General features: G+C 46.0%; 10 protein-coding genes. All 10 read right to left on the bottom strand.

All coding sequences use genetic code 11. The features are described from left to right. Positions 1-84 precede the first annotated feature (84 nt). Entirely contained in the window at positions 85-1,875 is a 1,791-nt protein-coding gene (locus tag F7D47_RS05770) for a glycoside hydrolase family 43 protein (RefSeq protein ID WP_153085579.1), read from the bottom strand. Between the two features lie 21 nt (positions 1,876-1,896). Next, complete coding sequence (locus F7D47_RS05775) at positions 1,897-3,903, bottom strand: glycoside hydrolase family 28 protein (RefSeq protein ID WP_153085581.1); 2,007 nt, start codon at positions 3,901-3,903, stop codon at positions 1,897-1,899. A 243-nt stretch (positions 3,904-4,146) separates the two neighbouring features. Further along, complete coding sequence (locus F7D47_RS05780) at positions 4,147-5,856, bottom strand: RagB/SusD family nutrient uptake outer membrane protein (protein ID WP_153085583.1); 1,710 nt, start codon at positions 5,854-5,856, stop codon at positions 4,147-4,149. Positions 5,857-5,880: 24 nt separating this feature from the next. Continuing rightward, on the bottom strand, positions 5,881-9,156 hold the full coding sequence (locus tag F7D47_RS05785) for a SusC/RagA family TonB-linked outer membrane protein (protein ID WP_153085585.1): 3,276 nt from the start codon (positions 9,154-9,156) through the stop codon (positions 5,881-5,883). Positions 9,157-10,434: 1,278 nt separating this feature from the next. Then, a complete protein-coding gene (locus tag F7D47_RS05790; protein WP_153085586.1) occupies positions 10,435-10,752 on the bottom strand; it encodes a hypothetical protein in 318 nt (105 codons plus the stop codon). Positions 10,753-10,809: 57 nt separating this feature from the next. After that, positions 10,810-11,307 carry a PD-(D/E)XK nuclease family transposase gene (locus F7D47_RS05795; RefSeq protein WP_153085589.1) on the bottom strand — a complete coding sequence of 166 codons (498 nt, stop codon included), beginning with the start codon at positions 11,305-11,307 and terminating at the stop codon, positions 10,810-10,812. 71 nt (positions 11,308-11,378) lie between these two features. Then, positions 11,379-12,977 carry a DUF5123 domain-containing protein gene (locus F7D47_RS05800; RefSeq protein ID WP_153085591.1) on the bottom strand — a complete coding sequence of 533 codons (1,599 nt, stop codon included), beginning with the start codon at positions 12,975-12,977 and terminating at the stop codon, positions 11,379-11,381. A 64-nt stretch (positions 12,978-13,041) separates the two neighbouring features. Further along, positions 13,042-14,979 carry a RagB/SusD family nutrient uptake outer membrane protein gene (locus F7D47_RS05805; protein WP_153085594.1) on the bottom strand — a complete coding sequence of 646 codons (1,938 nt, stop codon included), beginning with the start codon at positions 14,977-14,979 and terminating at the stop codon, positions 13,042-13,044. A gap of 18 nt (positions 14,980-14,997) precedes the next feature. Beyond that, on the bottom strand, positions 14,998-18,234 hold the full coding sequence (locus F7D47_RS05810; RefSeq protein WP_153085596.1) for a SusC/RagA family TonB-linked outer membrane protein: 3,237 nt from the start codon (positions 18,232-18,234) through the stop codon (positions 14,998-15,000). 434 nt (positions 18,235-18,668) lie between these two features. Further along, positions 18,669-22,079: an Ig-like domain-containing protein gene (locus tag F7D47_RS05815; RefSeq protein WP_153085598.1), complete on the bottom strand. Its 3,411-nt coding sequence runs from the start codon at positions 22,077-22,079 to the stop codon at positions 18,669-18,671. Positions 22,080-22,110 lie beyond the last annotated feature (31 nt).

Raw genomic sequence — 22,110 nt, forward strand, 5'->3', positions numbered from 1 at the left:
CCCCCTCGCTGCATTGATTTGCAATGAGGGGGATTTTTTTATTTCCCAAAATATTCTCTGAAATAACGCGTTAGCTGGAAAGCGTTATTTTTCGAAATGAATCCAGTCTACGTCGAAGAAGGCTGCATCGTTCTTCTTGGCTGTGCGGGTGTTGAAGAAACCGAGCTTTGCACCAATCCACTTGCCTTCACGCACAGTGAAAGGGTTGCCTATCTTGGTGAAGTTCTTGCCATCCAGACTGTAGCTCCATTCAGCGATAGCCTGTATCTGGTTGGCGATGCCTTCGCTATGAACTTTCACGCGGAGCCATACATCCTGGGTAGCGATGCGGGAAGAAGGAATATCATCTACGGCATACTTCACGGTGTAAGGCTGAGGCTGCTTGCTGGTCTTGATGGCAACTTGCTTCACCACCTTCTCAGCCTGTCCCTTCTCAGCCTTCTCGCAAGTTACATATTGCAAAACGACACCTTCTTCCTTGGTATCAACAAACTTGAGTGCCGCATAGTCCATGCCTTGCATAATCATGCCGGCGCTTTCGCCCAATACCTTATCTTTTTCCTTGTAAGCCTCGGTGCGGTTAGGTATGAACTTCACCTTGGCAGTAGCAGTAAAGTTCTCGGTAGGGAGTTTCTGGAGCAGGAGGTTTGGCAAATCATACAGGTTCTTTACATCTTCAGCCTGCTGCACGCCATAGAGACGCAACTTGGAGTTCTTGGCATCACAGAAGTACCAGTACTGACTGTAAGGACCGTTCCACTGCCATTGCAGACCTAAATCTACGCTGTTGAAATCATCCGATTCCTTAGGCTGGAAGTTACCGCTTGATGGCAGGTTTGGCTTCTTCCATTGCTGAACAGGGTCACCGCAGCCATCGCCATCCTTGTCGTCACCGATGACGAGCCAGTCGTTTACCCATTTGGCTGGTTGCAGATGAACCACACGACCATAAGCGTGCTTATCCTGGAAGTGGAGGAACCAGTCTTCTCCGTTCTGGGTATCTACCCATGCACCCTGGTGAGGGCCGTTTACCTTCTTGTTCTTTCCCTGTGCCATACCCACATACTCCTCGTAAGGACCGTATGGATTCTTGGAACGCAGTTCTACCTGCCAGCCATACTTTACTCCGCCCGCAGGACTCATGATATAATAATATCCGTTGCGCTTGTAGAATTTGGTTCCCTCGATGGTTGGCTGGTCTTCATGGCCATCATATACGATGCGTGAAGGACCGATAACCTTGGTGCCGTCAGGTGACAACGGAGCTACGAAGAGTACCGATTTGATACCGGCTCTTGAACCGGCGCATCCATGCGAAAGATAAGCCTTGCCGTCTTCATCCCAGAGAGGGCAGCAGTCGATAAGACCTTTTCCCTTCATCACCCAGGTGATAGGCTCCCAAGGACCGCGTGGGTCTTGTGTCTTGGTCATGAAGAGACCCTGGTCAGGATCGCCGCAGTAGATGTAGAACCATCCGTCATGGTAGCGGATGGATGGTGCCCATACGTAGTTACCATGCTGAACCTTCTTGCGCCAATCCAGTTCGGTGCCCTGGTATTCAGGAAAAACAGGATAGTCATCGAGTAGGGCAGCACCGATAATCTCCCAGTTTACCAGGTCGGTGCTGTGCAGAATCTGCAAGCCTGGGAAACATTGGAAGGAAGAGGAGGTCATATAGTAGTCATTGCCCACACGGCATACGTCAGGGTCTGAGTAGTCGGCGTCAATAACCGGGTTGCGGTACATTCCGTTCTTCAGGTTCGGATTCCATGTCTTGGATAGCGCTTTCTGGGCATTCACGCTCAGCGCAGAGAGCGGAGAACTCAATGCGATAGTGGCGAGAATGCACAGGAGTGAATGAGATTTTATTTTCATTGTTACCGATGTTTAAATGAATTATTTAGCTACGTATTTCTTGTTGTTGTAGATGTAGATGCCTTTTTTGAGGCCTTGCAGGTCTTCTGCCTTGGCATTGAGCTTTACCATGCGACCGCTGAGGTCGTAAATGTTGTTATTGTCTACCTTGGCGATGGCAGTGATGTTCTGAATGCTTGTAGAAGTCTCAGTATAGAGAGTGAACTGCAAGATGCACTGCTTTACCTTTGGAGTGAAAGTAAGCGTGTGCTCTACAGGTGAATCAAACTCTACTGTATATTTTTTCAGACTTTTGTCTTTTGGAAAAACATAGGTAGAAGCATCATAGCTTGTGCCGTTTATCTCGCCGAGATAGGCATCTGCATCTGTGTAATTGTCTTTTCCCTCGATATCCATTTTGACAATCTTTATGCCGTCAGGAATGATGATGGTATATTGATTTGCGCTATACTTGATATAGTTGGTACCAGAACCAGCATCGTATGTCTTTCCCTTCTCATTGCTGATAGCGAAGCCGTTACTGAAAGAACCGGCTGTCTTATCAGTCAAAGTTTTTGAGTTTAATGTGAAAGGACCCTTTGTATCTATTACTCCTGAACCGGTAGATGTAGCATCACACTCGTCTGTCCAAGTAGAATCAAACTTCTTGAGCCAGATAGAACCGCTGCTTACGGTAATCTTAGAGTTGTTCTTGAATACGAGATTATCTACGAAGCGGATATCGATGCCCTTCTTGGCAGAAATCTGCACGTTGTCGAGAGTCACGTTCTTGATGTGGCTCTCTGGGCGGCCAATCAGGAAGATAGCGTTACCTTCGCAAACATCTGTAGTCTTCACGTTCTGAAGCAGAATGTCGGTGTAGGTTGGGGTAGTGCTATCAAGAGCTCTTGCATTTGCCTTGTCTACGGCAGGGTCGCTGTTGTAGTTCTTGTCGTAGAAACAGTCGATAGAGAGCGGATTCTTCACGTTTGTCATGGTGAAGTTGGTGAACTTCCAGTCTTCCTCGCCACCACCACGAAGTGTCACCTTCTTGGTTGTTTTATCTACATCTTGACCCGTCTTCATGCGGATGCCTGCTGTAGTACCGTTCATGGTGATGTTGTCGAACCATACATGCTTGATGTTTACGGTAAAGCTTCCGATAGAAGCGCCATGACCTGTACCGAAGTCGCAGTTCCATACATGGATATACTGTGCATCATTGTCGCAAACCACGTTGTCATCGCCGTTACTGATATTACAGTTGTAGATATTTACGTATGGTCCCCAGATAGAGATACCATCGGTGTTGTGCGATGCCTTGCCCTTACCAGCTTCTGATGCAGGTTCGCTGATGGTTACATCATGAATGGTAGCATGGCTAGCCTTACCGCTGTTGCTGATGGTGATGTTAACACCTGGAGTATTCTGAATCTTGAAGTTGCGGAGCAGGAAACGCTTGCCCTGCTCGAAGCGAATCATCGCACCAGGGTTAAAGGTCTCACCTTGCTCTTTTGCCAACCACCAGCGTGCACCCTGACCATCGATGATGGATGTTTCATCTTCACCCTCGATTACAATATCGGTAATGTTCTTGCCCTTGTTCTTTCCGCCGATGAAGACAATCTTGGTATTTGGCGCCTTACCATATTCAACGAGTTTCAATGTAGCACCTTTGCAAAGGTGGAGCACAGTCTTTGATTTGATGCTGAGTACCTCGGTCTGGCTTGTCATCTGGTCGGTACTACCAAACATCCAGGTACCGGCAGGAATCACGACCATACCACCGGTAGAAGGCACAGCATCAAGAGCTTTCTGGATAGCCTTGGTATTATCTGCTGCAGATGTAGAGGCACCATAATCCTTGATGTTAAACGTATTTGCCGAAGTGATAGCAGGCAACTTTGGCAGTTCTACAGCAGTCCATCCTTCAGGAGTGTTCTGCGCATTCTGCTCGGCTGTGATACCTGCGAAAGTTTGTGCTTTAGCGAACATAGGCAGAGCCATGAATGCAGCCAGCACGACTGTCTTAATGATTGATTTCTTCATTTCTTCTTAGGTTTATTTATTTTATTATTTTCTTTTTCTATAAGATTTTCTGCAAAGTTACGACATTTTTGCTTATCACATGCAGATTGTGAATGAAAAAGTACGAAAACGATTACGTATACCTTGCCGATAGAACCAAAAGAAAGACCGTATCCATCAGGAATTATCTCCCTAGAATACGGTCTTAAACCTAATGATTAACGTATGTCTTGATAGGTTTTCTTATCAACATAATGACTTTGATTAGTAACCAGGATTCTGGTCGGCTAATGTCAGTTGGTCATTGGCATCAATTGAAGCCTGTGGGATAGGGCGAAGAAGTTTCTTGCCGATATACTGGGCAGCCTTGTCTCCCATCTCATGGTTATACTTGGTGCAACGTGTTACCAGGGTCTGGGTTCTGCGAAGATCCATCCAGCGTGCCTCATTACCGAAGTTCTCGCAGGCATTCTCATCAAGGATGTCATCGATAGTGATAGTTCCTGTAAGTGCAGAAAGACCAGCGCGCTGGTGAACCTCATTGAGTCGTGCCAATGCCTTAGGATTATCACCAGCCTTCAGATAAGCCTCAGCTGCTACGAGATACATCTCTGGCAAAGTGATGATATGGATGTCGCGATAGCAGGTGTTCTTCTCTGTCTTAGCAGTCTTGCTATCGTCAAACTTCTTGCATGGACTGGAACCATATACCAGTTGCTGGTTATCGTAATATTCCATATCTCTGCCGTCCATATTCTGTGCTTCCTTGCTCTGTGAATCCATCGGAATGCGATAGGTATTTGCTCTGTTAGCAGGATCTTTTGCCTTCCATGCTTCAAAGTCGGCATCTGTTTCATACCATGCAGAATAGTATCGCGTTACTGGCTTACCTACCAGACTCTCACCATTCTTGTACCAGGTCCAGTAACCGGTACCTGCAGCATTTCCCTTGTTTATATCTGGCAATTCCTTCATGAAGGTAGCATCGTAACGCTGGTCTCCCTTCTTGAAACAATGCAAGGCATAGAGGGTTGGTACATAGCTGGAGGTTGTAGCCTTGATATTATCCTCGTTTCCACCCAGATAGTTGCAGTAGTAACCGCTCCATTCTGTACCACCTGATGTTGTATTGTTGGCTGTAGCCAAATCATATTCCACATCCCAAAGGAACTCTTCGTTGTCATCGCCCGATCCGTCTGCCTTCCAGAGCTTGGCAAATGGGGTAGTCAGTCTTCTGCCTGCAATCACCTCATCGGCAAGGGTTGCTGCCTTGGAGAAGTATTCCTGCTTGTTGAGGTCCCATGCAGCAGAAAGGTAGGTCTTGGCAAGGATCGCCTTGGCTGTTTCCTGGCTGATTCTGCCGCCACCCTTGGTAGCTGTAGAAGCTTGGAGCACATTCTTGCTGATAACATCTTCGAGTTCGCTGATGATATAGGCATATACATCTGCAGCAGAAGACTTAGGATATCCTGTGTCTGCTGTGGTGAGGAAGTCCTTCATGATAGGGACACCACCGAAGTTGTTTACCAGGAGATAATACTCGTAAGCAGCCAATACACGGGCTTCTCCTACAAGCTGCCCCTTAGTCTTTTCATCAACTTGGGCTGTCTGTGCATAATATGACACAGAGTTGGCTGCACGTATACCTGAATAGAGGTAAGTATAGAGATTCTTGATATCCGTATTTTCTGGAGTCAAGGTCTCGTAAGTGTTCAATGCCTCATTCATCTTGTTACGGGCATCGGCATACATATCTGTACCTGCTGAGAAACAGCTTGTGAACAGAGGAGCTGCATAAACGTTTTGCAGATGCTGATAGGCATCATTGACGAGGCTATTGAAGCCATCTTTTGTTGCAAATGTCTGTTTATCAGTTACATTCGACTTGTTGCTGGCATCCAGGAAGTCGCTGCAACTTGTCATGGTTCCCATGCAGCAGGCCGCCAATGCTACGCTATATAATATCTTTTTCATAATTGTTTACTTCATTTAATGAGATTAGAACTTAAGATTTACACCAAACTGGTAGGTTACAGATGATGGACCGCCATTCTGCAGATTCTGTGATGCCCACTCTGGGTCGAAGCCCTTATAGTTGGTGAAACAGAATGGGTTCAGAATGTTTACATAAACACGGAGATTTCTGATACCAGCCTTGCTCACTACGTTCTTTGGCAAGGTGTAACCCAGGGTGATGTTCTTAACCTTCGTGAAAGAGGTCTTCTGATACTGGAAGCCTTCGCCCTTGGCTGAACCTTTGTCGCCGAAGTAACCACCAAAGGATGAATCGCTGTTGTTTGGATAAGGATACTTTCCGTAGTGGGTCTCGGTGGCGGTTGTAATCTCACCTGTTGCATGGTCGATGATAGGTGCTCCCTTTGGTATGTAGTAATCCAATTTCATGTGGGCATTACCACGGTCGCTATACTTCATGTACTTCTCGTGGAAATAGCTGCGTGACCAGAATCCGCTCTTTGTATAGAACATGATGGAGAAGTCGAAGCCCTTGAAGTAAACATTGGTAGAGAAACTGCCGGTCCAGCGAGGGTCAGTGCAACCATAAATCTGCTTATCGTTGTCGTCAATCTTACCGTCATCGTTCCAGTCGTTAACGGCTACCTGACCTTCATACCACTTATATGTCTTGCCATATCTGTCGTACAATTCCTTCAGGGTATAGTGCTTGTCACCATTCATGGTGTGCATGGTTACACCCTTATCGGTGATGACTTCGGTATGGGTATAGTCACGGAGTACGTTCAGTGGCTCGCCGATAAACCAGTTGTTGGCTACCTCATCAACCTTACCATTACTCAACTCCTTAATCTTGTTCCAGTTGCGGGCGAAGTTTACATTCGCACTCCAGGAGAAGTCTTTCTTGTTGATGATGTTAAAGTTCAAACCGAGTTCAATACCTCTGTTCTGGACAGAACCTACATTGAAGGTTGAAGTCTTCTCACCAGTTTCGATAGGCACTGAACGTGACATAATCTGACCATCAGAAAGACGGTTGTAGAAGTCGGCTGTTACATTGATGCGATTCTTCAGGAAACTCAGGTCGAGACCTACATCAAACTCCTTCACCTTCTCCCAAATGAGGGCTGTGTTCACCAATCCGTTAGGATAATAACCCTGTACCTCTTTGCCGTCAATGGTTACGTAAGATGGACCTGTAGCAGAAGCGATGGTTACATAGTCACCCACATTGTTGTTACCTGTAACACCGTATGAAAGACGGAGTTTAGCATTATCAAGCCAGTTGTTGAACTGCTTCATCCAAGCTTCATCAGAGATACGCCATGCTGCAGCTACAGAAGGGAACCATCCCCATCGGTTGCCGTCTGCAAAGCGTGAACTGCCATCGGTACGGAGTGTAGCTGTAGCCATGTAACGGCCCTTATAAGAATAGTTGGCACGGAAAGCGAATGACTCCAGTGATGACTCAGTATAAGAACTTGAGAGCGTCTTGTCGCCGCTGGCTGTTCCCAGATTGTGGAATGTAGTGTGGTCGCTGGCGATACCCTTGCCTTCTTCGTACTGATATTCTGTGTTACTCTTGTACAGTGAGAACAGTGCCATGGCGCCAACGGTATGGTCGCCAAATGTGCGGTTGTAGTCAAACTGGTTGTCCCAAGTCCAGTCTACACGGGTTGTATTGGCAACAGAGCCGAAGTTGGTCTTGTTCTTCTGGTAGTAAGTTGAACCTACGTCGTTACCCTCGTTCAGACCTGTTGCATAGAAGATACCCTGGCGCTTGTGAGAGTAGTTTGGGGAGAAGGTGGTTGTAAACTTCAATCCCTTGATGATGTTGGCACGCAGGTAGAAGTTACCCATCAATCGGTACATCTTAGTCTCATTGGTGTAGTTGCCGTCATTCAAATCGATGAGTGGGTTATATGTAGATGTAAACTGTGCATCTGAACCAAAGGCTGCCTTTGCTCCCGGGTTAGGAATCAGGTTGCCATCTGTATCTGTTGGAGATACGAATGGGTTAAAATAGAATGCATTCACGTATGGAGAATAAGTACCATCAGTACATACGTCCTGGGTGCGGCTCATTGACATGTTGGTAGAGAAACCTGCCTCGAATATCTTGGAGAGCTTGGCATCCATTGCTCCCTTGAAGTTAAAACGCTCATAGTCGTTGCCTTTGAATACGTTCTCTTCTCCCTGATAACCCATACCTACACGGTAGTTGATCTTGTCTGTAGCACCGGCAGCACTGATAAAGTGGTTCTGCTGGGCGGCAGTGCGGGTAACCATCTTCTTCCAGTCGTAACCGTCGAAACTTGGATCCATCATCAGATCATAAAGTTTGGAGTCTTTGTAGCTGGTTGCTCCCTTGCGGGCAAGGAAGGCAGAATTCAAGTCGGTATTCTTGATGATGTAGTGTGGATGTCCTTCGGCATCAACACCCTTGCGGCTAGAGCCATCGTAGCTCTTACCATCGAGCGTGGTATATCTGGCAAATCGGTAATCCATAAACTCGTTGGCATCCATAAACTCAGGCATGCGCGCCAACTTCTTGATACCATAATATCCGTCATAAGAGATAGTTGCCTTCTGTGCCTTGTCTGCACCCTTGCTGCCCTTGGTGGTAATCATGATGACACCGGCAGAGGCACGGGAACCATAGATGGCGGTAGAAGATGCATCTTTCAATACGTCGATGCGGTCGATATCGTCAGGGTTGAGGAAGTCCATGTTGTCGCAAACTACACCATCGATAACATACAATGGCTGTGCCTGCTTGTTGATGGAAGCCTGTCCACGAACCTGAATATTGAAGCCTGCACCTGCGCGGCTACCAGACTGGGTGATGTTGACACCAGGAACAGAACCCTGCAGAGACTCTGCAAGATTGGTAGTACCACGAGCGGCAATCTTTTCTGAGTTGACAGATGCGATAGAACCAGTTACGTCGCGTTTACGCATAGTACCATAACCAACGACAACGACCTCGTCAAGAGCTGCATTGTCATCTTCAAGTACGATGTTCCATGTTTTCTGACTTCCTACTTTTACTTTCTTAGGCTTGCAGCCGATGTAGCTGAAAGTCAAGACCGTATTAGGGTCTGCGTTCTGAATGGTAAACTTACCGTCAAGGTCGGTGATGCCACCTGCCTTACCATTCTGGTCAGTAATGGTTACACCAATCATTGGGTCGCCATTAGCATCCTTAACGGTACCTTGGATTGTTTTCTGCGCAAAGGCGAGGAAACAAACCGAACTCAAGGTCAGTGCCATGCTGGCACGTTTCAGTTGTTGATACATAACGATGTTTGTTTTGTAGGTTATTATTAATCTTGTTAAGTTTCTCTGGTCTAATTGAACTTACTAGCGATTAGTTGTTGTCGTGTTTGATTCTCAATAGATCATAAGGAATCTTCGATTTTTGGTTATAATCTTAGATTTCTGCTACAAAGGTAATTAAAATTTTTAAATGTTGAATAAAATAAACGAAAAATCTAACGTAAACGTTTTCGGAAGTGTTGTTTTTACAATATAGCCTTTAATGGTGTTGATTCTGGCTTGCAAGTGAGGCTTATTTGATGGGGCAGGAGGTAGCCGGAATTACGTCACGACGTATCTGTTGCTGCGTCGCGACGCACTGGTTATTACGTCGGGACGCAGCAAATGCTACGTCGTGACGTAATTTCAGCAGCCCATGGTAAGCGGAGCCGCTTACCATGGGGCGTGGCAATAGGTGACAATAGGTGATAATAAAAATACCGCTTATTTCCACCCGTTATTCATTTATAATCAGAGTGTTATAGTAAGAGTAGCAGATGTGACAACAGAATCGAAGAAAAAACGGTTCAATAAATTCGGGCTTTGAAGTAAGCTGATGAAACCATGCACTTCATAGCATGAGTTCTTACGTTTCATAGAGTCGCTACATACCGCTGTGCTGGCACCCAAATATGGCTGCGCTGGCTTGTAGATTCGACTGCGTTGGCTTGAAGATTCGACTGCGTTGGCTTGTAGATTCGACTGCGTTGGCTTGAAGAGGTGTATTCGTAGCTCGAATGAGGCACTTTATTTGATAGAATGTAGCGGCTGAGTTGGCTGAATGAAACGTCTCTTTGGGTTCAAGGAGACGTCTCTTTTAGTTTAAAGAGATAGTTTCTTAGGTTGAAGGAGACAGCTTCTCGAAGGTTGCCACTAGGCTCAGCAGCTCTGCCGAGCCTAGTCAGCAGCTCTGCTGAGCCTAGTGACAACACCTTTTAATCGTACAACTACAACCCTTATAGTCGTACAACCATACACCCTATAGTTGTACGACCATACACCCTTTAGTTGTACAACTATAACCCTTTCAGTCGTACAACCATACACCCTATAGTTGTACGACCATAACCCTTTCAGTCGTACAACCATAACCTATTTAGTTGTACAACCATAAACGCAAGCCCGCCAGGCGTTCTTTTTACGCCTAGCGGGCTTGCGTTTTTTTTTACTTTCAGAACTTTCGCATGTGGTTCAAGAACGGGCTGAAGGCCCAAAAGCTTCTAGCCCAGGGCGTGTGGGGCAAAACTTGCGAAAGTTTTGTTAATTATGTTGTCCCAATTTCTTAATCTCTTCAATAGATAAGTCAGTGGATTTTGCAATGACGTCTATTGGAGTATTGTATGCCAACAACTTCAAAGCAACCTTTTTACTTACCTTTTTCCTCTCTTCTTCGTATCCTTTTTTATAGGCTTTCTCCACAGCATGTTTATATACCGCATAATTGTCCCACATGACCATCATGCTGTTATCGTATTTCTCCTGTTCCTCTTTGGTCAGGGTTTTGGAGTCAGCGTATTCAGCCAATTTCTTGAATATCTTATCAAGAGCTTCGCAAGGGAATTGTTCTACTATCTCCATATATTTCAATTTATAAATCCAAAAATCTAAAAACGTAGTACACGTTTAGAACTCATTTTATTGTTCCAATTTCTTAATCTCTTCGATAGATAAGTCGGTGAGATTGGCAATTTCGTCTAATGGAAAGTTGTGCGCCAACAACTTCAAAGCAAACTCTTTTCTACCTTCTTCTTTGCCCTCTTTCTTACCTTCTATTCTACCTTCTTCTTTGCCTTCTTTTCGACCTTTTTCTATTCCTTTCTCTTCAGCATGCTTATATACAGCATAATTGTCCCACATGACCATCATGCTGTTGTCGTATTTCTCCTGTTCCTCTTTGGTCAGGCTCTTGGAGTCGGCGATTTCTGCCAGTCTCTTGAATATCTTATGCTGAGCCTCGAAAGGCATTTTTTCCAATGTCTCCATATGCTTCAAATTATAAATCCAACAATCTAAAAACGTAGTACACTCTTCCTTAGGTACTATCGCTGCAAAGATACGCTTTTCTTTCGTAACTTCCAAGAAATTAGCTGTAAAAATGAGATAGAGAATAGGAGAAAGTAAAAAAAGGTGCAATGCCCGATTTTTGATGAGGACATTGCACCTTTAATTATATTAATTTATTTATCTGTCGGATGTAAGTACTATTACTGTACTATCCAGCGTGGGTCACCGAAGGTACCATACTTACTCTGGTATTTGTCTTGGATAGTGAAATCACCTGTTGAAGGTGATACCCAAAGTTCAGCAGATGAAATATCTGCAGGATCACCAATCTGCAACTTTGACTTCCAAGTGTATTCTTTGGTATAATATACATCAACGAATGGAGCGTTCTTGTAACTTGTTGCTGTAGCATCTGTCAATGCAGCACTCTGACCGATGAGGGTGTTGCTTACGTTAGGAACAATATTGTTGTTCTTGTTGGTATCGATGAGACACTTACCGCCCACAACAGCGTCATACAAAGTACAGTGGTCTACATTCACCTTTGTCATACTGTTGGCTACAGCAATCATAGGACCACCTGAGAGGTTTGCGATGGTAGAGTTGGTGAGGTTTACTTCACCCAGCTGTGCTTCCGGAGTATCCTTGCCTGCTGCCAACACACCGTAAGAACCAATCTTGTTAATCTGGCAGTCTTTGAAGTTGATGCTGTTGATGGCAGGTTTTATTCCCTTCTGCAGACGGATGATACCACGGGTATTCTTGATGTTACACTTGTCGAACTGAATAGAACCGATGTTATCGTCTGTGTTCAAGTTGATGATGTAGTCTGCGCTGTTGTCCTTGTTCTCCAAGTTAAGGTTGTAGAAACGGATGAGGTCTTTAGCGCCCTCAATCTTGATTTCCTTTACCTTCCATGTAGAAACGGCGCCAGATGCTCCCCAGAAGTAGATGCTCTTGATGTTGGCTGGGATAGTGAGTCCCTTCTGTTCGCCTGTTTCAGAACTTGTCATCTGGTAAGTTGCATTCTTTGGCATCACAATGACAACCTTGTCTGATGTAGCTTCCTTCAAGATGGTACCCAAGTCCTCACCCTCGGCAAGAGTCATGACATCATAGCCTTCTGGGTAAGCTTCTGTAGTCTTGAATGAGTAAGTACCTCTCAGGTTCTCCTTGTTCCACAACTTCACCTTGTATGAAGAGTTAGCCTTCAAGCCAGTGATGGTCAGCTTACCGGCTGCTACGTCCTCGGCAGTGAAGTCAACCTTGGTAGAATCTTCTGAACTCTTGTAATAGTAAACTGCATCGATGGTCTTACCAGCAATGAAGCTGACGGTAGCAGTGCTTGATGTTACATCAACGCCTGTGATGATCTGTTCTGCCTTGGTCTTGAACTTAAACTTATCCAAGTATCTCCAGTTAGAAGACTTTCCGTCTAAACTGCGGCCCTTTATACGGATGTAGTACTCTGTGTTTCCATCCAGATTGTAGATGCTGTCAGGAGTATCTACAAATGAAGAGTCAACAACGCTATGTTCGGTGCCGCCCATAGGAATATCGTTGTAGAGAGAGTCTGTACTGTACTCAACGATGTAATAGTCAGTGTTTGGCATCTTCTTGAAGCTCACCTCAGCACGGTCGTCCAGAGGAGTAACCGAAAGTTCGATAGAGTGGAACAAGCGGTCGTAGCTAGCGTCAACACTCCAGTCATTGTCATCGGTACAAGATGTCAATGAGGCAAATCCCAGGAGCATGAATGCTCCAGAGATTGCGCTTTTATTAATTTTAGATAAATTCATTATTATTCAAATTTTATCTTTTATTAGAATGTTTGATGAATTGCTTTTCTATAGCAATCGCTTATTAATAACCATAAGAATTACTCAACTTGCCCTGTGAATCGGCGATACTTGATGTCGCAATAGGGAAGAGGTAGCGATTCTTTACAGTTGTATTGAGATATGAACTGATGAATGGCAGTTTACCTTTCAGATTCTTCTGGTCTTTATCGGTTACCTCAGCACCCCACCAGGTTACACTCTCGTAGCCAGCAGTGTTCTCAGGAGCCTCATACCAGCATACAGAATTCATATCAATCTTTTCATCTGTAGCAGTCTTGATGGTCTTGTAATAGAGCTTAGTAGGATACTCATTGAGCTGAGCCTCGTAATCAGCCTTGAACTGGTCAATCTTCTTGCTCAGGAGGTTCCAGCGCTCCAACTCATATTTACGTACGCACTCACCGGCAAACTCCCAGGCGTTCTCGTCAACGATGGCATTGAAGAATGCATCCTTGTCTGAAGAAATACCTGCAACGTATGCCTTAGCTTCAGCCTTGTTGGCATCAGCGAAAGCACGCTCATGTACCATGCCGAGAGCATCGCGGGCACTCAAACCATTCACGCCACCTGTGGTAGCATCAGGATTGCCGTTAAGCTCGTTCATTACTTCTGCGTACATCAAGAGAACCTGAGAGTAGCGGAGTGTAACGAAGTTGATACCTGTACAAACCTTTTCTGTACTACCCAGGGCAGCCTGGCGCCATTCCTCGCTCATCTTACGGATATCCCACTTACCGCAGTAGATACCGAATGGTGAGTTCTTGTCGAATGCCTCTTTCATTACACCATCAGTCTCCTTCAGGGTGTAAGGAGCACAGGTTACGTCACGACGCTGGTCCTTGTGGTCGTATGACCAGAAGAGAGGAGCAGTCATCTTAACCTTACCAGATGAGTTCCCCTTCTTACCGTAGCGTGAAGAAGAGCCATTGATGCGAACACCGATGGTATAGCCTAACTCACCACTTCTGTTAACACCCAGTGCTACCTCGAAGAGGTTCTCGTAGTACTTGTCATCAAGCTTGTTCTGGTTGATGAGATACCACTCGTTCTCATAGCTTGGGTTCAACTGGTGAATGCCCTTGCCGATGATTTCGTTGAGGTGAGTCTGTGCCAACTGATAATACTTGGTACGCTCAGCTGCACCTGGACGCTGTGTAGGATAGGTTGGGTCGCTATTCTCTGTAGCAGTCTCATATCCGTCTTTCTGACTTTCGCGGATAGCCCATCCTGCACGCTGCAAGGCAATCTGTGCGAGCAAGCCGTGAGCATAGCCCTTGGTGATGCGCTCTGTGGTATATGAGTTCTCTCCAACCCAGCAAAGGTCTGGGATAGCTCGCTCCAACTCTACGATCATGCTGTCCATGATTTCATCACGGTCGGTCTTGCCTACGTAGATGTTGTTCAAGTCAGTCTTGGTTCCTTCCAGCTTCATTGGCACGTCACCGAAGTTTCTTACCAAATTGAAGTAGAGGAGTGCTCTTACTGTGATCGCCTCTGCACGGTAGCGATGCATCAGTTTGATGTTGCTCTTGGTTTCATTGCCACTCTGTGTGTCGAAGTTGTTTACGAGCTCGATTACATTGTTGCTGTATTCGATACCCTCGTAAAGCTTGTCCCAGGTGGTCTGAAGCTTAGACCAGCTACCTGCTACCATGTTGAAGTTGCAAGCACCACGCTCACTGTTGGTCTGTGATGTGGTAGATGCGTCCTGACCATCTATCAGCTCAATATCAGAGTTGGTACCGAGGGTGATAGCCATCAACTGGCCGTAGATACCCTCTTCTGTCAGTTCACCGTATGCCTTGTTCAAAACAAGACTTGTATAGTATGGTGAAGTTGCTACCGCATCAGGAGTGTGCTCCGAGGGTGACTGCTGGTCGAGGAAGTCACTGCATGATGTTGTTGTACCGAGCAACAATCCGCTTATCAATAATGCTTTAAAAATATTCTTATTCTTCATTGTTATATCCTCCTTGAATTAGAATGAAACGTTCACACCAAATACGAATGAGCGGCTCTTTGGATAAGCTGCATAGTCGATACCTGGGCACATTGGATTCTTCTTAGAACTTGTATCTGTCTCTGGATCAGAGCCTGAATAGCCTGTGATGGTTAACAGGTTGTAGGCTGTTGCATAGAAACGTACATTGCTCAAATATACCTTCTTGATAAGGTTCTTTGGCAAGGTGTAGCCCAATGTCAATGTCTGCAAACGGAGGAACGAACCATCCTCTACAGCATAGTCTGTGATAGCCATTGTACCTGTTATACAAGGATTGAATATACTTGCGTTAGCATTGATTGCATTCAGGGTGTTATAGATGTTCTCGATACTACCATACTGAGCAATGACAGTTGAAGAAGGCTTTGTCAGATTGACACCTGTGGCTGGATCAACGCATGTGTAGCGGTTGATGAAGTCGTTGTTCAGGTTGTAACCCTTGCGGGAACCCTGGTAGAAACTTGAAGCCAGCTTGGTACCATTCACAATCTTGTTGCCGAATGAGTAGTTGCAGAATACAGATGCATCGAAGCCATGGAAGGTTGCGTTGAAACCGAAACCGCCAGTCCAAGGTGCGATGGTGTTACCCAAGCGCTGCTTGATAGCCTTGCCGTTCTCGTCTGCCTCCAACTTGATGGCACCTGGAGCCAATGTTCCACCGATTGTACCTACGGTATTGGCGATGCTGGCATCTGCCAACTCCCATGCAGTACCGTTCCACTTTAAGTCGCCTGTGCCGGTCTCTGGGTTGTAAACTGTGTAGAAACCGTTCATCTTGTAACCCCAAACCTCACCGAGTCGGCCACCTTCTACGAGGCGGAAGTTCTGGTTGTCATTGCAGAGTGAACCTGCCCACTTATACTCCTGGAACTCAGCCTGGCTGTTCAACTTGTCAATCTTGTTGCGGTTGTAAGAGATGTTGCCAGTGAAACCGAGTGTGAAGTCCTTCTTGTTGATGATATCAGCATTGATGGTGAACTCGAAACCCTTGTTGGATGTCTGACCGAAGTTCTGATACTGATAAGCATATCCCGAAATAGATGGGATATTGGTCTGCATCAGCAAGTCCTTGGTTGTATTCCAGTAGAAGTCAAGGGTACCATTGATACGGCTGTTGAAGAAGCCGAAGTCGAGACCGAGGTCACGGGTGATGGTTGTCTCCCACTTCAAGTTTGGATTAGATAAAGTCTTGTGCTCCAGCATAGTAGAGAAATTGCCATCGAAGAATGGCAACTTTGCTGTTGCATCAGACAATGAATAGGTTGCATCAATCAAACCGCTCTTGATACGGTTGTTTCCTGCAGTACCGTAAGAGAGACGGAACTTCAAGTTTGACAACCAGCTGGCTGTACTCTTCATGAATTCCTCCTCGCTTACACGCCATGCGAAGGCTGCTGATGGGAAGTAACCCCAACGGTTGCCTGCTGCAAACTTAGAAGATGCATCGGCACGGAGGGTAGCTGTGAAGAGATATTTCTCTGCATAAGAGTAGTTGATACGGCCGAAGTAAGACAAGAGGTTGTCCTTACGGCTGATGGTGTTATCATTAGGGAGAGCTGTACCAGCTGCCTGGTTAGCCAAAGCTTCCTTGACACTGAAGGTGATAGGGAAGGCTACGGTTGTAGATGTGTAGCTCTCATCCTGTGATGACGACCACTCCTGACCTACGAGTACATTGAGTTTATCACCTCTCAGGAGGGCGTTCTTTGTATCGTATGTCAAGGTATTGGCATTACGCCAGTTCTTGTTGTCCTTGCGGATAATCTGTGTCTGTGGCTGACCTGAATAACCGAACTTAGAGTTGCGTGAAGCGTATGTACCCCAAGCCTGGTTTGTCTTCTCGTAGCTCCATGAATAACCGAATTCAGAACGGAAGGTGATGCCCTTGAATGGCTTCCAGTTCAAGCCGGCATTGTAGTTCTGACGGAAACGGCGCTGCTGCTTGTAGGTATCGTCCATACGCTGTGTAGGACTAGCCTCTGTGCTGTTTGAGCTTTCATCATCGTCATCGCCGCTGATGAACAAAGGATCTACTGGGCGGAATGTAACAGTCTTGGCTACGATAGAGTTAGAGGCGTTGCTCTCGTTGGTATCAGCACCTGAACCCAAACCGTTAATCTTGGTATAAGCCAAGCGGGCATTGAAGTCCAATGTCAACCACTTGTTCAACTTGCTGTTGAGCTTAGCGTTGATGTTGTCCTTGGTATAGTCAGAAGCCTTCATGATGCTCTTGTCATCAGTGCGGGCATAGCTGATGTTGTACTTGGTCTCCTTGGTACCACCGTTTACAGCTACGTTGTAAATCTGCTGCAAGCCAGTGCGGCCGAAGAGGTCGTCCTGCCAGTTGTTACCCTTTACAGACTTCCAGATCTCCATATCATCGTAGTCACCATACTCAGTGTTACCTACTTCATACTGATAGAGAGCGTAGTTGTAAGGATCCATAACCTTGGTCTCCTTGGCCATCTTCTTGAAACCTAAAGATGCACCAAAGCTTACCTGGGTCTTACCCTCCTTACCACTCTTGGTAGTAACGATGATAACACCATTGGCACCACGGGCACCATAGATAGCTGTTGAAGAGGCATCCTTCAACACGTCGATAGTCTCGATTTCGCTTGGAGCGATATCGCTGATAGAACTTACAGGGAAGCCGTCAACGATGTAGAGAGGTGAGTTGTCCTGCGAAAGAGAACCACCACCGCGCACGCGGATCTTGATGTCTGCATCAGGCGAACCTTCTGTAGTTGTGATGTTTACACCGGCAAGCTTACCAGTCATGGCCTCGCCCACGCTTGAGACAGGGATGTCAGCAAGCTCCTTGGAACCGATGGAAGCCACAGAACCGGTAAGGTCCTTCTTCTTCATCGTACCATAACCGATTACTACGACATCGTTGAGGGTGGTGTTGTCATCCTCAAGCTTTACATCGATTGATTCTTTACCTGCAACGCTTACTTCCTTAGCTTTCATACCAATGTATGAAATCTTCAGTTTCTTGCTTTTGCCTTTTAAGTTTACTGTGAAGTTACCGTCAATGTCGGTCACGCCACCATTGCCAGCTACACCTACCTCCATGACAGATGCGCCGATGATTGGCTCGCCCGTATTGTCAGTAACAACGCCTTTTACTGTTTGTGCAGATACACTTGTTACTATGAACATCAGTGCGCCTGCCAAAGCAATTTTCTTTTTTCTAAAATTACCAGACATACACTTTAGGTTTAGATAAAACTTATTCTAAATTACTAATATTCTAATGTTTTTTCTTAATGTTTTTAAGTAGAATCCCAGTCCTGAGCAGTTGCTTTCTGAAGGCTGTTCCTCTTGGCACCCGAAGGCTCCGGGGAGGGCAACCTTGATGCGTAGCGTCAGCTAAGTCTTGGTTTTCTTGATGCAAAAGTATATAAAAAATATGAGATTATGGGTATATTTGAGATAAAAATATACGTAAACGTTTACAGGTTCTTGCGTAAATACTCTGCTTTTTACATTTCGACGGTCCGTTTTTCTCTGTTTTCATTTCTGCTGTTTCGGGTGTTGAGGGAACAAAAAAAGTGCAATATCCGGCACCCTTCTGAACGAGGATGGGGATATTGCACTCCGAATGTTATCTGTCAATCTATTTACTTAATGTCTCTGTTTCTTTACTTTACGATGACTTTGCTTGTCTTCTTGCTGCCATCTGCCAGGGTCTTCACAATGATGTTGATACCCTTCTGAAGATTTGAGAGCTGGGTGCCGTCGGCTGCATAGATGGCGGTCTTGATGGCTGCTGCATCTGTAGCTGAGGCGATGTTGTGGATGCCGGTGCCCAGAACTGCTGCTGTTGCTTCGCTCAGTCCTCCCATCTCGTTGGCTGCACGAACACTCCATGTTGCTGATGCATCATCTACGAGGTAGGTTGGTTTGATGGTGAAGTCAACTACCTTGCCGTTCTTGCATACTGCCCATAGAAGAGCGTAGTCGTTGTTGTCCCAAGCGAGGGTTGTACCGTTCAGCTTAACGTTGCTAGGTGCTGATGCCTGCTCGGTAGCTGCAGTAGGATCCCAGTCGTCATCACCGCCCATGACGGTCTCAATGCTGTAGGATGCAGCTTCTTCTGCTGTGAGGACAGGGCTTCCTGCTGTCTCGTTGCGACGGTTGGTATAGTTGTCTCCAACCTTTGCATCATAAGCATCGTACACCAGCTTTCTTCCGCTTAGGTCTACTGCTGAACCTGTAGCTGTAGTAGAGTTGTACTCTGCAAAACGCTTAGGATAGCCACCGCTCATCTCATCCCAACCAGCTGCTGTAGGAATCACTTCCATCTTGGTGTCGATGAAGAGGGCGATAGGAGTGCCCTTGCCCCAAGGACGACCGAGCTTGTACTTACCATTGATACCTGTGCTTGAACCGTCCTTGATAGTACAATCCTTGAAGATGTAGCCATACTGGGTAGGCTGTGAAGGTACGGCGAGATAGCCTGTGCCACACATCAAGAGATCCACATTATTATAATATACGTCACCCTTACCGCAGAGGAAGTCGGTGTTACCACGCAGAATACCACCCTCGAAGTAGAAGCGGCCCTTCTGGTTGTTGGATACATAAGTGTCTTGATAAGCCCAGAGGTTGACATTCTTGCAGATGGTCTTGTTACTCTTGTCGTTGAGAACGATATCGCGACCCTTCTTGTCGCCCATGCTGCTATACATCTTGATGTCCTGGAAGTAAGTGTTGACAGCACCACTTTCCAAGCTCAATACATCACCTTTTCCGATACCTTCCAGTACGTTTGCCTTGCCGAATCCGTTGTCGCACTCCACTGCAGGTACTGTATTGGTGATAGAGGTGTTGTCCATGCTCTCACCAATGATTGATACGTTTGGCGTATTCATATAGGTGGTAGGATTAGCGTAAGTCTTGCCGTCGCTACCTTTTACCTCGCTCTTTTCGTCAGCAGGAATCTTATAGTCGCCCTGCTTGATGAAGATGCGGAAGCGCTTGCTGGTATCTGTACGCTTGGCTGCTGCTGCAAGTGCTGCCTTGAAGTCACCGTCGTTTGGTACGATGAAGTCGTAGAGTGCCTTGGTTACAGCTGGCTTGGTCTTGGTAGTGAAGTTCAGAACAATTGCCTGGTCTGTTGCATTGTCTGTCAGGTCGGCTACAGAACCGGCAGCGAGCGTGAAGGTGTAAGCTGTAGCGTAGTTCAAACCTTTGTATGCGAAGGTGATGGTCTTGCCTGACACAACTCCTTCTATCTTTTGTGTGCCGAGTGTAGCGTTTGCCTTGTCGGTGAGTTTTACCTTCTCATCAAAAGTCAGTACAATCTTGCCGTTGGCAGATGCGTTGGTTGCGCCTTCTGCTGGTATGGTGCTTACGAGTACAGGTGCCTTGCCGTCGTTTACGAGCTGGGCAGTACCTGTGATGTAGATATTTGTGATAGAGATTCCGTCGTTGTCGCCTGTTGCTCCCTTGATGGAAGAAGTCTTGTCGGCAATCCAGCGGATGTATACTTCTGCCTTGTTGTTGGCATCGGATGGGAGAGTAAACTCTCCGTCTTTCCAGGCTTTGGCTTCTGCCATTTTGATGGCACCTACTTTGGTCCAGTCGGTTCCGTTGAGAGAGTATTCTACATTATATGTTTCGTATGCGTTATAATTGTAGAGCATGCTGCTCTTTACCTTGATGTCGGTAAAGGCTGTTGCGTTGACCTTGGTCTGCCAATAGGTTTCGCCCAGTGCCTTGGTTTTCTTGGAGGTCCAGTTTACAGCTGCATTCTTTCCTTCGTAGCCGCCAGCACTGTTGCTCTTGTCGAGCCATGTGTATGTATTTCCGTCTGCATCGCGCAGGATGAGCTGGTCTACATCGTTGTCTTCTGCAGCGAAGTCTGCTGTACGACCTTCTCTTGCTGACTTATAGAAGTCCCAGCCTGCGATGAAGTCTTTTGCAGAATATGCAGCAGTGTATGACTGGTCGGCGTTCATGTTTATTTTGCGTTCTGCTCCTGTTTCACCATCATTCCAGTTGGTAAAGGTGAGGATGTCGTTGCTGCTGGCTGTGAGGGTTACTTCTGTTCCCTCTTCATACATATTCTTTCCGTTAACAATGGTTGGGGCAGGAGTTGCGCTTACCATATAGTCTTTTGCACCACCTTCTACCTTGTAATCCAAAGCGTAGGTGTTTATCTTCTCAAAGTTTGCCTTCAATGCTGTGTTGGCAGAGATAGAGAAGGTATATGCTTCATCTGTAGATACTACCTTATTATTGGCATCTGTCCAATTGACAAATTTGTAGCCGAAATTCTTTGTTGCTGTTACGGTGATTGATGTCTCTGCATCAAATACGGTTCCTGCAGGAGATACCTTGACGGTTCCTGCTCCTACAGTTGATACAACAGCTGACAGTCTATACTGTTCTACCTGTTGAATGGTTCCGTTCAAGAGACCGTTGATGTGTACATCGGCAAAGCCTTGCTGCTTAGTAGAGCCAACGCCGACAGTGCAACTTAGCGTGAAGCCTTCAGCTGATGTCAGTTGGGCTTGCTGCTCGGCAGTGAGCTGGATGACGATGTGGTTGGTTAGGTTTTCATTTTTCGAAAATTTGTCAGTCTCTGTTGTCTTGGTCTCTCTTAATGCAGTGAAATTGCCCAAATCTACCGAAGTTCCGTTGCTAAGTTTTGCGGTTACGGTTACTCCATTTTCTGCATCTGTACCGAATCGGTTTACATAGGTACTGATAGATGTTGGGGTGAATGTAAGACCCTTGCTTGGTTTAATGGTCCATTCTACGGCTTTTGTTGAACCAACAGGACTGAAACCTGCCATGACCATCGGGCTGCCGTTTTCATCCAGTGTTTTCGTTGATTTCTTGGCAACATACTCCAAGTCACCGGTGTTTACGGAAACCAGACTAAAACCTTTTTCTGGTGATTTTGTGTACTGCGTAGCGTAGTTGGCGTCATTAAACGGCCATGAAACACTAGCTTCTTCGTTCTGGTAGGTTTGTGCATTTGCTACTACCATAACAAACAGGGCTATGAGTGAGAGCCCAAATCTTAGTAGATTTCTTTTCATTTGTTTGCCTTTTAGGTTGTTGTACTTATTA

The organism is Segatella copri, assembly GCF_009494835.1.
In the GTDB taxonomy this organism is placed as follows: domain Bacteria; phylum Bacteroidota; class Bacteroidia; order Bacteroidales; family Bacteroidaceae; genus Prevotella; species Prevotella copri_F.

What these genes read in the sequence shown, in the direction of transcription:
- F7D47_RS05770 (WP_153085579.1), bottom strand. Translation starts at nt 1,875, where the DNA reads ATGAAAATAAAATCTCATTCACTCCTGTGCATTCTCGCCACTATCGCA.
- F7D47_RS05775 (WP_153085581.1), bottom strand. Translation starts at nt 3,903, where the DNA reads ATGAAGAAATCAATCATTAAGACAGTCGTGCTGGCTGCATTCATGGCT.
- F7D47_RS05780 (WP_153085583.1), bottom strand. Translation starts at nt 5,856, where the DNA reads ATGAAAAAGATATTATATAGCGTAGCATTGGCGGCCTGCTGCATGGGA.
- F7D47_RS05785 (WP_153085585.1), bottom strand. Translation starts at nt 9,156, where the DNA reads ATGTATCAACAACTGAAACGTGCCAGCATGGCACTGACCTTGAGTTCG.
- F7D47_RS05790 (WP_153085586.1), bottom strand. Translation starts at nt 10,752, where the DNA reads ATGGAGATAGTAGAACAATTCCCTTGCGAAGCTCTTGATAAGATATTC.
- F7D47_RS05800 (WP_153085591.1), bottom strand. Translation starts at nt 12,977, where the DNA reads ATGAATTTATCTAAAATTAATAAAAGCGCAATCTCTGGAGCATTCATG.
- F7D47_RS05805 (WP_153085594.1), bottom strand. Translation starts at nt 14,979, where the DNA reads ATGAAGAATAAGAATATTTTTAAAGCATTATTGATAAGCGGATTGTTG.
- F7D47_RS05810 (WP_153085596.1), bottom strand. Translation starts at nt 18,234, where the DNA reads ATGTCTGGTAATTTTAGAAAAAAGAAAATTGCTTTGGCAGGCGCACTG.
- F7D47_RS05815 (WP_153085598.1), bottom strand. Translation starts at nt 22,079, where the DNA reads ATGAAAAGAAATCTACTAAGATTTGGGCTCTCACTCATAGCCCTGTTT.